Below are 14,801 nucleotides of genomic sequence, written 5' to 3'. Positions count from 1 at the left end.
GTTTGCCTGATGGGAGCGGTATGAGTCGAGAGGCTCACGTACCGTTCTGCGAGAGGCTGCGGGGGCAGTTCCCGCGGCCTACTCAACCGATTAATGGACAATTAAAAAACGACTCTCAATTAGAACATTCTCGTCACCGAAGTATAACCGGTTTTTTGTTAACCATTTTAACGGGATTGATTGCTTACTGCCTTAAAGAGAAAAAGCCATCACTGAAAATTTTCTACTCAGAAGAAGATATTTCAGTAATAGCTTAAGCGGAATTGGGGTTAAAAGTAAGTCATTACACAAATTTAGAAACAAGGCTCATTGTGTGTCTCTTTTTATATTTTCCCTCAATAGAGAATGGCACGGTTTTTTGCCTAAAATAGACGAAATTTTTTAATATTTTGTATATGAATGAGTGGCTATTTATAAAAACTCATTTCGTTTAAATTCTATTTAGGTCACGATGATTTAATATTTCCATTATTATTCATAACATTAACCCTTTAAATTTTCTTTAATCTTTATTTTGGTTTTATTGAGCCAGGAATAACCTATTTTTTACATGATGATTAGATTGAAACATCAATAATCTGAGACATACTTTTCCCTCACCGAAGGTTTTCGCATTGTGGTTTAAAGATAATGTTCCCGTCTTTTTCATTTGAGAAAAAATATGACAAAAACTTTTTTCAGCCGGAAAAAAATAGCCACCGGGCTGACCGGATGGGGGATATTTACTCTACTGCCGGTGTATGCAGATGAACCCTTAATTCACCAACAACAGCAACAGCAGGCGCAGGCGCAACGGCTGGAAGCCAAGCCGCCCCGGGTCAGTCTGTCAGATGATGCCGAAGCGGTGTCGTCGTCTCATTTGACTTTTCCTAAAGAGTCACCCTGTTTTGATATCCGCCAGGTGACGTTATCGGGCCGTGAGGCCTTGCCTAACTGGGTTCCCTTGCAGCGTCTGGCTGATCAAGCCGTTGGACAGTGCCTGGGGGCGCAGGGCATTGGACTGCTGATGAGTAACATGCAGAATCGGCTGATTTCACACGGCTGGGTGACAACACGGATATTGGTTCCGGAGCAGGATCTCAGTCAGGGTGATCTAAAACTGAATGTGGTACCGGGAAAAATCCGGCAGATCCGTTATGCGGATGGGGCGGATAAATACGCCTCTCTGTTTACGGCGATACCTGCCGGGGCAGGAGAATTGTTGGATTTACGGGCGATTGAACAAGGAATGGAAGCCCTCCAGAGTGCACAGAATACTCAGGCATCCATGGAACTGGTGCCGGGGGACGAGCCCGGCGAAACAGATATCGTTGTCCAGCGTCAGCAGTCCCGCTTCTGGCATATGGGGGCCTGGCTGGATAACAGTGGCACAAAAGCCACCGGGCGGGAGCAGGGAGGGATGATGTTCGCCCTCGATAATCCGACCTCACTGAGTGACCTGCTTTATGTGGCGGTGACAAAGGATTTATCCTTTACCGGCCGCAAACATTCGGCCAATTACACCGCGCATTATTCCGTACCTTTTGGCTATTGGCAGTTTGCTGTTACCGGCAGCAAATACACGTATGCACAAACGGTCCCTCTCCTGACTGGGGATGCAAAATACCGTGGCCGGAGTCAAAGTCTCAATGCCCAACTTAGCCGGGTGTTACACCGCAATACGCATTCTAAGACGACGTTAACGTATGGCGTGAATGTCCGCCAAACCCGGAACTTCATCAAGCAAACCGAAGTTGAGGGCCAAAAGCGCCGAACCAGTAACTGGAGCCTGAGACTGGATCACCGCCATTATATCGGGGATGCGGTACTGGATGCCGGCATACGTTACCAGCAAGGTACCCGTTGGTTCGGAGCCCTGTCTGCATCGGAAGAAACCCGTTATTCACCGGACAGTGAAAATTATGCTACGGCCAAACCGCGGCTCACTCAGCTTTCAGCCTCGCTCAATACCCCTTTTACGCTGGACAGCCAGTCTTTTCAGCACCGCATTGAATACCAACAACAATGGAGCTACAAGCCATTGACACCTCAGGATCGGTTCAGCATCGGTAATCGTTGGACGGTACGCGGTTTTGACGGTGAACATTCGCTGAGTGCTGATGAAGGCTGGACGGTGCGCAACACCTTCTCATGGCAGACTCCACTGCCGGAACAACAGCTTTATCTGGGCGCCGATTATGGTCGTGTGAGCGGTAATAACACGGCCTTTGAAATTGGCCGCACACTGTCTGGCGGTCTATTGGGAATGAAAGGCCCGATCCGCTCGGCCAATTTAGTCTACGACGTGTCTGTCGGAACACCTTTTTCCAAACCGGACGGGTTTAAAACTGACCCAACGTATGTGGCGTTTAGCCTGAACTGGCAGTACTGAGGACAAATACCGATGTTAAGTGGTGTTGAGGCTGCTCTCTGCATGAGTGCTGGGAGCGGTGTATTACCTTAGCGCCACTTATTGAAACGCACGATTGTTTCCTGTTCCTATTTCTGCGCACGATACCATACGGGTAACGTGCGGGACCAAACAGTGATTGAATTCAGGGGGGAATGAAGCGCACTCATGGCAAGCTACTCATCCCCGGTGACACTACTGAAATGAGGTTCGCACGATGAATAAGCTGCGTTATCGCGTGATTTTCAGCAAGACCCGTCAAATGCTGATAGTGGTTTCAGAACTGGCGAAAAGCCATACCATGGAGTCGACACACCGTGACATCCCCGTCAACGCGGTGTCATCCCGCTACGTTTCGTTGCGGCCATTAATTCTGGGCGTTTCATTGGCGTTGGGGTTGGTCAGTCAGCCTGCCGGCGCCACGATTATGGCGGATAACCAAGCCCCCGGCAAAGAACAACCGACAGTGATCTCCACCGCCAACGGTATCCCGCAGGTCAACATTCAGACTCCGAATAATGATGGGGTATCCCGTAACCAGTATCGGCAGTTTGATGTGGAGCAAAAAGGGGCCATCCTCAATAACAGTACCGCGAATACCAAAACGGCGCTGGCCGGTCATATCACCGGTAACCCATGGTTGGCCAAAGGGGAAGCCAAAATTATCCTCAATGAAGTCAATAGCCGTGATCCCAGTCAACTGAATGGTTTCATCGAAGTTGCCGGTCAACGGGCAGAAGTGATTGTGGCGAACCCAGCCGGGATCACCTGTCAAGGCTGTGGTTTTATTAATGCCAATAAGACCACGCTGGCTGCGGGACAGGCCGTGCTGGAAAATGGTCGCCTGAAAGGATTCGATGTGAAAAACGGTCAGATTGCGGTTGAGGGGAAGGGATTGAATGATGAAAAAAGTGATCATACCCGCCTGATTGCCCGGGCCGTGAAAATAAATGCCAAACTGCACGCACAGAATTTAACCGTTACCACAGGTCAGAACCGGACCGATGCACAAGGTAATGTGCTGCAAACCGCCGCCAGTGACGGAAACGGCAAGCCCGAATTCAGCCTGGATGTGGCTGCCATTGGCGGTATGTATGCTAACAAAATAAAACTGGTGGGCACGGAAAAAGGGGTCGGTGTGCGTAATGCGGGGCATTTAGGGGCACAGGCCGGGGATGTGCTGCTCAACAGCAACGGGAAACTGATCAATAGCGGCTCAATCACTGCGTCCGGGAATATCACCAGTCAAAATAAGGGGAGTCTGGTGAATCAGGGCGAGATGGCTGCGGGTGTTGATAAGAACGGTAAACTGACCCAGCCCGGTCGTCTGACGATTGACAGCCGGGGTCAGCTGACTAACGGGGGGACTCTGGCTGCGTCTGAAAACATCACCCTGAAAAATGAGGGCAACTGGTTAAATCAGGGGCAAGTGCAGGCCCATGAGTTGGTCGTCCGCAGTGAGGGACATCTCACCAACAGTGGCAAGCTGACGGCTTCAAAGGATATCAAGATTGATAATCAGGGGGATCTGGCCAATCAGGGTGAAATGACGGCCAACCGGGATATCACCCTGACCGTGCGCGATCAGTTAGCTAATCAGGGTAAAATTCGGGCGGGCCGTCATCTGAGCAGTCAGAGCACTGCCATACAGAATCAGGCCGATGGTCAGCTGGCTGCCGGTGTAGATCGTGACGGTAACGTGACGCAACCCGGCACGCTGACCCTTAAAGCCAGAAAAACCGCACAATTGAAGGGGCAGATTGCAGCGCACGATAATGTCTCTGTCGAAGCTCAGGATCTCTCACTGGAGAAAAGCCAGACATCAGCCCGCAACCTGACACTGACATCAGACACGCAACTGAATTTACAGGATGCCAAAGTCCATGCCCGTCAAAATCTCACGCTCAACGCACCTGAGCACATTGATAACCAGCGCGGAGATCTGAGTGCGGAGCTCCTAACGTTAACCAGCCGAAAATTGAACAATCGTCAGGGCAAAATCACCCAAACCGGACCAGAAGCACTGGTGCTGAATCATCAGGACGGCATTGACAATCAGAACGGTCTATTGGAGACCGATGAAGCGCTGGTGATTCGAACAGGTAGTCACTGGAATAACCGTGGCGGCACGGCAAAAGGCGGCAAGCAGGTCAACGTCTCTGGGCAGAGTATCGACAATACGAAGGGCCAACTACGCTCCGGGGGTGACCTGATACTTGATAGTACCGGGAATGTCATTAATCAGGCAGGCATCCTGGCGGCACAACACAACCTGCACTGGCAGGGGGGTGTTAACAGCCTGCTGAACAATGACGCGGGCACGTTATTGAGTGACGGCGCCATGTCATTGAAAGGTAAGACGCTGCTCAACCGCCAGCAGGGTACAATCCTGAGCAAGCAAAAGCTGACCCTGACCACCGCCGAGAGCATCGATAATCAGTCCGGGGGGATGAGTGGCAAACAGCTGCAACTGACAACCCGGCACCTGAACAATACGCGGGGTAAGTTGCTTAGCCAGGGGCGTTTGCAGATAGAGGCGGATCAGGCCATCGACAGTGAGAGTGGGCTGTTGGAAGCTGACGAGGAGCTGGTGATCCACACGGACGGTCATTGGGATAATCGCGGTGGTCGAGCAAGAGGAGACAAACAGGTCATCGTCTCTGCGCAGAGTATAGACAACACGAAGGGCCAACTACGCTCCGGGGGCGACCTGACGCTCGACAGTACCAGGGATGTGATTAATCAGGCGGGCATCTTGGCGGCACAACACAACCTGCGCTGGCAGGGCGGGGAAAATGGTCTGCTGAACAATGATGCGGGTATGCTACTGAGTGACGGCGCCCTGTTATTACAGGGTAAGAATCTGCTCAACCGCCAACAGGGGCTTATCCGGAGTCAGCAGGCACTGGATCTGGCCATCGCCGGCCGTGTGGATAACCAGTCTGGGGAGGTGGGTGGCAAACAGCTGCAACTGACAACCCGGCGCCTGAACAATACTCGGGGTAAATTGTTTAGTCAGGGGCGTTTGCAGATAGATGCGGAGCAGGCCATCGACAATGAGGATGGGCGGTTTGAAGCCGAAGAAACACTGGCAATCCATACGGACGGCCACTGGAATAACCGCGGCGGCACGGCACAAGGGGGCAATCAGGTGACTGTCTCCGCGCAGAACATCGACAACCGCGACGGTAAACTGTACTCCGGGGGCGATCTGATACTTGATAGTACCGGGGATGTGATTAATCAGGCAGGCATTCTGTCGGCACAACGCAACCTGCGCTGGCAGGGGGGTGTTAACAGCCTGCTGAATAATGATGCGGGTACGTTGTTCAGCGATGGCGCGATAGCCCTTGTGGGTGGGCAACTCACCAACCGCCAAGAGGGGCTTATCCTGAGTCAGCAGGCACTGGATCTGACCATCGCCGGCTGTGTGGATAACCAGTCCGGGGAAATGGGTGGTAAGCAGCTACAACTGACAGCACAGCACCTGAATAATATGCAGGGAAAAATGCTCAGTCAGGGGCCCTTACAGATTGAAACCCGTGAGGCGATCGACAGTGAGGGGGGGCTGTTTGAAGCCGACGAGGAGCTGGTGATCCACACGGGCGGTCATTGGAATAATCGCGGCGGCACGGCACAAGGCGGTAAACAGGTCATCGTTTCCGCGCAGAGTGTCGACAACACGGCGGGAAAATTGCGTTCTGGGGGCGATCTGACGCTCGACAGTACCGGGGATCTCATTAATCAGGCGGGTATTCTGGCAGCACAACACAACCTGCGCTGGCAGGGGGGTGTTAACAGCCTGCTGAATAATGATGCGGGTACGTTGCTCAGCGATGGCGCGATAGCCCTTGTGGGTGGGCAGCTCACCAACCGCCAGCAGGGGCTTATCCTGAGTCAGCAGGCACTGGATCTGACCATGGCCGGCCGTGTGGATAACCAGTCCGGGGAAATGGGCGGCGAACAGCTGCAACTGACAGCACAGTACCTGAATAATATGCAGGGCAAAGTACTCAGCCAGGGGCGCTTACAGCTTGAAGCCCGCGAGGCGATTAACAGTGAGGCTGGATTGTTTGAGGCCGCAGAGGCACTGACGATCCACACGGACGGTCACTGGAATAACCGCGGCGGCACGGCACAAGGCGGTAAACAGGTGACCGTCTCCGCGCAGAGTATCGATAATACGGAGGGAAAATTGCGTTCTGGGGGCGATCTGGCTCTCGACAGTACCGGGGATGTCATTAATCAGGCGGGGACGCTGACAGCACAGCAACGCCTGCAATGGCTGGGCGGGGAAAATGGCCTGCTGAACAATGACGCGGGCACGTTACTGAGTGGCGGCGTCATGTTATTACAGGGTAAGAACCTGCTCAACCGCCAGCAGGGATTTGTCCAGAGCTTGCAGGCACTGAGTTTGGATCTCACGGGCGATTGGGACAATCAGGGCGGTAAATTGGCCAGTGGCGGACGTAGTACAGTGAATGCTCAGAGCCTCCGCAATGCGAAGGGAGAAGTTCAGGTGCTGGATGCGCTGGATATGAACTTCACCCGCACACTGGATAACAGTCACGGCCATATCTTCAGCAAACTGATGCAGTTCCTGCGGGCGGAGGAGATGGTTAACGCCGGGGGATGGATGGGCAGTCAGGGAGGCTGGTCTGCCTCAGGCAGACGGTTTGACAACCGTGATGGCGACATACTGAGCCAGCAGGCGACAACACTGACGGTGAATACGCTGGATAACCAGAAAGGCACACTGCAGTCAGCGGGTGCCTTGATGCTACAGGCAGACAAGATTGATAACCGGGCCGGTAAAATCAGCGCTCAGGGAATGCTGGATGTCGCGGGAACGGCAAAGGGCACCGCCGCCGGTTTATTGCAGAACAGGGGCGGCCAGTTGCTGGCCGGTGACGGACTCACCGTGACAGTGAAAAACATAGATAACCAGCAAAACGGGTTGATCTACAGCCAAAAGTGGCTGCATCTGGTCTTAAGCGGCAGCCTGGATAACCGACAGGGTAAACTGCAAAGCGAGGGAGATATGCAAATTGTTGCGCAGTCGCTGCTGAACAAGGCCGGCTCGATGGCGAGTCAGCAAGCGTTGGGTCTGCGTATTCTGGAACGGCTGGATAATAGTCAGGGCGCGGTGAGAAGCAGCGGTAATCAACAAATATCGGCCGGGCGGGTGGATAACCTGCAGGGGATCTTCAGCAGTCAGGGCGGAATTAATCTTGCTGCGAGCCGACTTGATAATCAGAACGGTACCCTTATCAGCCAGTGGGACGGGGTTTACCGTCTTAATGAACTCAATAACCCGCAGGGTAAAGTGCACAGTGGCGGCACATTAACACTCAATAGTGAACAGGTGAACAACCAGGGTGGGCAACTGGTCTCCACCGGTGCGATGCATCTTAACAGTCAGCAGATCAATAACGACGGGCAAGGAAAAATTACCAGCCAGAATGCGCTGGTTGTGCAGACTAACCGACTGAACAATCACGAAGGTGGATTGTTACAGGGCACGACCCATACCGATGTGATCGCACGTGAGCTAAACAATCGTGCAGGACGCTTGCACAGTGCGGGTTCCCTGACGCTATCGCGCCTTGAGGTACTGAACAATCAGCAGGGATCTCTCCTCGCCAACAATACGTTCAACATTAACACCGATGCCCCTTCTGTGCTGACACTCTCTAATCAGGGCGGAACCATTCAAAGTGGAGAACGTCTGGCAATCAATACCCGCCTCCTGAATAACCAGGGTGGAACCGTACTCAGTCAGCAGTCGTTGGCGCTGACCGTGCAGCAGGATTACACCCACCGGCTCGGTGATACGCTGAGCAGTAACGGGGCGGTGACTTTCAACATTGCCGGTACGTTGACGAATGAGGCCGACTGGCGACTGCCGGATAGCCTGACCGTCAATAGTACCCATTTCACCAACGTGAAAAACCTCATAGGAAAAGCCCTGCAACTGACCACGGGAATTCTGCGCAATGGGGGGCGACTGGAAGCCGACAGCATGATGCTCACCAGCGACAGACTGGATAACACTGCTACAGTGATGGGGGATGATATCACGGTACGTAGCCGGGTCATTGATAACTACGGGCGTAATGCGGTGATCGCTGCCACGGAAGCGTTGAGCCTGCGTGCCAGTACTCATCTGAAAAACCGGAATGGCAGCTTGATCTACAGCAGTGGTTCACTGTATCTGGGCAGTGGTGATCTGATTGAGAACCGGGGCAGCCGCATTGAGGCTGATAAAAATGCCGTGATTGAGGCAAAGCGGCTGGATAACCTGCGTACAGGGCTTTACATCGAGAGAGAAGCGGAAAAAAGCGAATACGAATGGCATCGTTATCACTACAACTGGCGATCTTATGGCTCATCGGTTAATACCGATCACAATACCATCGCTCCCGTCAAACAGCGTCTGACATTCCGCAATAACGCAGAAGCGGAAATGAATCGCTACGGTACCCTGCTGAATATCGATGCTGCCGGTAAACGTGCACAGGTACGGGTGAAAGACAACGAAGGACAGATGCGTGAACTGTGGGTGAACTATCTTGCCCTCACACCGGGCCGTGGCGGCAGCTATGACATGACGTTCTACGAGACACGGGGGCATCGCCAGCACGAGGTGCCGACACCTTATCACAATACCGTCTGGCGCGAGCATAACCGGGGATACATTGAGCAGTGGGATCCGGCGAAACACATCAACATGGCGGATGCACCCTATGTGACGGATTACAACAATTTCCGGGAGCGCTCGGTCACCGGAACCCGGATACGGGATAAATTAGTGTCCAAGGGGATTGGTGCCCATATTCTCTCGGGTCACAACCTGGTGCTCAACATTACCAATCAACTGCGTAATGACGCCAGTACGATCAGTACTAACGGTAATCTGTCGATAAAAGGCAACGGTAAGATCACTAATCAGGGCTATTCCGTGAATGAACGCCGGACGGAATTCATTTCTGACCACTACGACAGGGATACCCGCCACTGGTATCCTCAATTCAATCACGAGGAAACCACGGCGATAGACACTGTCGACAGCATTATCACCGGGCAGGGAAATGTTTCTATCAACGGGGCATCTATTGAAAATACCACGGTTAATCAGGCACAAATTAGCCGTGTTGCGGCAGCCCAGAAAGCCATTACCGCCGAACGGGCACAATGGGAACGCAATCCGCTGTCGGTGGAGGTTGACGGGGGAGCCTGGCAAACAGGGGATAGGCAACTGACATCCGGCAGCAGACTGGCGACCCCAGATATCCCGTCGCTTACGCCGGGCGGCCAACGGTTGACTGCGGACATCCCACCGTTCACACTAGGCAGCCAACGGTTGACGTCGGATATCCCGCCGTTTACGCCGGGTAGCCCGCGTCTGACACCGGATATCCAGCCACTCACGCCAAGCCGCCGACCGCTCACTCCGGCCGAACGGATCCTGACCGACAAGCAACACCTCGGTAGCGTGGCTACCGCTCTCCCCAATAACGGTTTGTTCCGTCAGCACCCGGCACCGGAAAGCCATTATCTGGTGGTGACCGACGAACGCTTTACCAACAGAAGCCGGTTCATCAGCAGTGATTATATGCTGCAGCAAATGGGATATAACCATGACCGGATCCATAAACGATTGGGGGATGGGTTCTATGAGCAACGGCTGGTACGTGAACAATTACTCCAGTTAACCGGCCGGCCTTCTGTACGTGGCGAAGATGCGCTGGAACAATATAAATCATTGATGAAAAACGGTATTAAGGTGGCGAAAGATTTTCAACTGGTACCGGGTGTAGCGCTGACGCCGGAACAGATTGCCGCGTTGCAACAGGATATCACCTGGCTGGTGAGTGAGACAGTCGATACCGACACCGGCCCGCAGACCGTGTGGGTACCTAAAGTTTATCTGGCGAACACCACGTTGCGCCTGGCCGGTGATGGTGCCGTTATTGGCGGGAACACCCTGCAACTGTCAGCCGACAACATTAAAAACGCGGGCAATCTGTTTTCCAACCAGGCGCTTAACATTGATGCCGGTCAGTTCCGGCATCAGAGCGGGGATATCCGCGCTGACAGCATCAGCGTACAGGCAGACAGCCTGTCCCTGATCACCAACCTGCAGGACGCCTTGCGTCAGGCGACAATGAGTGCCCGTGATATCAGTCTCAGCGGCGGTGATATCGGGCTGCAGGGGGCGAAACTGGATGCCCTGCAGAATCTTAGCCTGCACGCCCGCAATAATCTGGATATCACGACAGCCCGAAGCCGTATCACAGGCAGCATAGACGTAATCTCAGGTGCAATGGGCAACCGTACCAGTAGCGGTATAGAAGAGGCCGGGAAGCGACGGGCACGCATCAGCGGCGAGTGGCAACAGGCACTGGGCAGTACGCTGAATGCCGGGGGAAACCTCAGTCTGACAGCAGAACGGGATCTGATCCTGAAGGGCAGCCAGGCGAAAGCGGATGGCCTTACCCAGTTGCAGGCGGGTGGGGATGTGAAGTTACTGGCGGATACAGCCACCACCCGCACCGATCTGGAAGCCAATAGTCGCACTTCATCGGTGCACAACAGTCGCCGGGAAGACCGGCTGCATCTCAGCACGCTGAGCGGCAATAAGAACGTGACTATTCTGGCGGGAAAAAATTTCATGGCAGAAGGTGCACAGGTTGAGAGTCAGTCAGGGGGAATTGGGCTGAGTGCCCAAGCGGTTACTATCAAGGATGCCCGCCAGTCCGTGACGGATCAGGACAGCGAAAAGACACGGGTAGGAAGCACAAAGAATCAGCGTAATATGGAGACAGTCCGTGACAAGAGTATAGGCAGTACCTTCAGCGGACGTGACGGTATTGCGGTAGTTGCCCGTGAAAGCGACATCACGGTGACGGGCAGCACGTTGCATAGCGAACAGGGAGCTCTGGCGCTGCAGGCGAAAAAGGATATGACACTCAACAGTGCCACTGAGCGTGATTATTTGCACTCGGAAGCCCGTTCGGATAAAGCAAGCGTTTTGTCTAAGCAGCGTCGTTATGCAGCACAGAAAGATAACGTCACCCGCGAGACAGGCACCCTGCTCAGTGGAGACCGCATTCATCTGGCTGCGGGCAATGATTTGGCGGTGAGCGGCTCGGCGATAGCCGGAGATAAGGACGTGACCTTACAGGCCGGCAACAATGTCGATGTGACTGCCGCGACTGAAACGCAGTCTCATTATCGGCTGGAAGAAAAGAAAAAGCACGGATTACTCAGTAGTGGGGGGATCGGTTTTACCGTGGGCAGTCAGTCTACCCGCCATCAGAGCAATGAAAATGGTACTACACAAAGCCAGAGTGCCAGCACAGTAGGGAGCAACCGGGGCGATGTGAATATTACCGCCGGTCACCGTGCCCATATCAGCGGATCGAATTTAGTCGCAGGCCAGGATCTCAGTATCACCGGCAACAATGTACACATTGATCCGGGCTATGACAAACGCACGCGGGAAGAAACGTTTGAATCGACGCAGAGCGGTTTGACGCTGTCACTGTCAGGCACGGTAGGTAGTGCGCTCAATACGGGAGTCAGCGCAGCCCAGCAGGCCAGAAAAGCCAGTGAAGGGCGGCTCAAAACGCTGCTGGATACGCAAGCTGCACTCTCCGGTGCGCAGGCGCTTCAGGCGTGGCAATTGAGCGAGGCGCAGTCGGCCAAAGCGGCAGCGATTAATCAGATGGGGGGGCAGGCCGAGAAACCCACCGATGTGATTGGGGGGCAGCTGTCGCTGGGCAGCCAGTCATCAAAATCGGCCACCCGGCATGAACAAACGGTGACGCAGGGCAGTCAGCTGAACGCAGGGCGGGATATTCGTATTACCGCCACCGGCGAGAAAGAAAAACCCGGCAGCGGTGGGGATATTCAGGTCCAGGGCAGCGAACTGAACGCCGGCAGGGATATCAGCCTAAGTGCAAAACGAAATATGACCCTGACATCAGGCCAAAATACCGAAACACTCCGGGGCCAGAACAGCAGTAAAGGGGGCAATATCGGTGTCGGGCTGACCGTGGGGCAGGGCGGAACCGGCCTGAAATTCTCCGCAGGCGGGAATGTCGGCAAAGGCCATGAAAACGGGGATAAGCTGACCCATACGGAAACCCAGATCACCGCAGGCGGTCAGGTGACCCTGAATGCCGGACAGGATGCCGAGCTGAAAGGGGCACAGGTGCGCGGTGAGAAAGTGACCGCCAATATAGGGGGTAACCTGCACCTGCAAAGTGAGCAGGACACCGACAACTACGGCAGCAAACAACAAAACGCCCGCATCGGCGCCAGCGTGACCTACGGCGTGCCGGGCGGATCATTCTCAGCCCAGGCCAGCCGGGAAAAAATGGACAGCCAGTACCAGTCCGTCAACGAACAGACCGGCATTTTTGCCGGGAAAGGCGGGTTTGATCTCAACGTTGGCAAGCATACCCAACTGGACGGCGCCGTCATTGCCAGTCGAGCCAGTAAAGACAAAAACCGACTGAATACCGGTACACTGGGCTTTAGCGATATCCAGAATAAAGCGGCATACCAAACCGGACAGCAGAGTACCGGGATCAGCACGGGCGGTGCCGTGGACAGCCGACTGGTCTCCAATATGGCCGCGAACATGCTTTCCGGTACGGGGAACCAGGACAGCAAAACGTCTACATCCCATGCGGCCATGAGTGAAGGGGCGATTGTTGTCCATGACAGCAGTAAGCAAAAGCAGGATGTGAGCCAGCTCAGCCGCGATCCCGCGAATGCGGCTAATAGCCTCAACCCGATTTTCGATAAAGCGAAAGAGCAGCAACGGCTGGCGCAAGCGCAGGCTATCGCGAATATCGGCACCCAGGTGCTGGATACCTACAATACCCAGGAGGCGATAACGGCGACAAACAAAGCGACGACCGCCTTGAAAAATCCGCAAAATCAGCAACTCTGGAAAGAGAAAGCCAAAGCCCAGCTTGACAAAGAAAACGTGAAGGCCACGCCGGACGCCCTGGCTGACCGGGCCTACCAGCTCGCTTACCATGAAGCGATCAAGGCTCAGGGAGCCGATATTGGCGGCAACCGCCGTCAGGCAGTCACTGCCGTGGTATCGGCGCTTCAGGGGCTGGCAGGGGGGGATATCAAAGCCGCTATTGCCGCGGGTGCCGCGCCGTCTCTGGCCAATGCGGTGAAAGCCGCGACTGACGGCAATCAAGCCACTAACTTGTTGGCCCACGCGATATTGGGCGGTGTCATTGCCGAAATGAAAGGTGGTTCAACGATTGCTGGTGCCACGGGCGCGGTCGGGGGCGAACTGGCCGCCCCGGCTATCGCACAGGCCCTGTATCCCGGTAAAGCATCCAGTGAACTCACCCCAGATGAGAAGGAAAAAATCAGCAATCTGTCTACACTGGCCGGAGGCATTGCGGCCGGATTAACAACGGATTCTACTGCCGGTGGGGTATCCGGGGCACAGAGTGCGAAAAATGCGGTCGAAAATAATTATCTTCATCTCACTGAAAAAAGGAGAGAGACTCAATTAAGTCAGAAACAAACGGAGGGGACGATCACTGTCAGTGAACGTCAGGAACTCGCTGCGCTTAAGGAAACCAGTCAATCACGGGATAATCGGTTGATTGATGCTTGTCAGGGTGGGCTTACATCCTCCTGTTTTCGTGAGCAAAAACTGGCGATTGAGGCACAAAAATCGTATCAGGGTTATGCCGAGTACCAAACTTATTACAATTTACTGAATCAGTATCCTGATGAAATGGCGAAATATGGCCAGCTTATTGATGGCTATTCACGCGATATTATCGGATTGGTTGAGAAGGGATATACCCCTGAACAGGCACGGGATAAAATTGCGGCAGATGTAGCTTACACAAAAAAATATCAACAAGCGATGGATGACGTACCGGAATGGGCTAAGATTGCCATGACGGTACAGGAAACTATCGGTATGGTTTATGGTGCTAAATCGGCCGGAGTGAGTCTGAGTCAATTGACGAAAAATAGCCCTCTGGCATTACCCAGAGAAAATATCTTAGCTAATCGAGGCACTCTTCTTCCTTCTAGAGATAACCTTAATCAGGCAGCCTCAGCTCCTAACCGTAATGGATTGACAGATGCAGGCCGAGCATTACAAAAGCATGGAGGGAGAAGTGGTTCTGTGTATTCATACTCTAGTCAGAAGACGTCAATCTTAAATCAGGAAGCTCAGACTTTGATTAAAGAAATATTGAGTCATCCAAATACCAAAATAGAATCAAGGGTGGTTTTTGAAAACAAACAGAGGATTACTGTAGTTGAAGCAACAGCACCTGATGGGAGGGCATTAAGGTTTAATGCTGATGGTACAAGATTAATCGGTTTCCGTGAGCCACCTAATAAATGACAG

2 protein-coding genes and 1 pseudogene are annotated in these 14,801 nt (G+C 53.5%); all 3 read left to right on the top strand.

Annotated elements, in window-relative coordinates; all coding sequences use genetic code 11:
- Positions 1–257, top strand: a pseudogene (locus tag AACX68_RS15660) (hypothetical protein); the annotation flags it as partial.
- A 404-nt stretch (positions 258–661) separates the two neighbouring features.
- Positions 662–2,371, top strand: a complete 1,710-nt coding sequence (locus AACX68_RS15655; RefSeq protein WP_228859722.1) for a ShlB/FhaC/HecB family hemolysin secretion/activation protein — start codon at positions 662–664, stop codon at positions 2,369–2,371.
- Positions 2,372–2,606: 235 nt separating this feature from the next.
- On the top strand, positions 2,607–14,798 hold the full coding sequence (locus AACX68_RS15650; RefSeq protein WP_228859721.1) for a hemagglutinin repeat-containing protein: 12,192 nt from the start codon (positions 2,607–2,609) through the stop codon (positions 14,796–14,798).
- The last annotated feature ends 3 nt before the right edge of the window (positions 14,799–14,801 follow it).

The organism is Xenorhabdus sp. PB61.4, assembly GCF_963894935.1.
Classification (GTDB): Bacteria; Pseudomonadota; Gammaproteobacteria; order Enterobacterales; family Enterobacteriaceae; genus Xenorhabdus; species Xenorhabdus stockiae.
The sequence above is the reverse complement of the archived record's forward strand: the minus strand, read 5'-3'. Positions and strand labels throughout refer to the sequence as shown.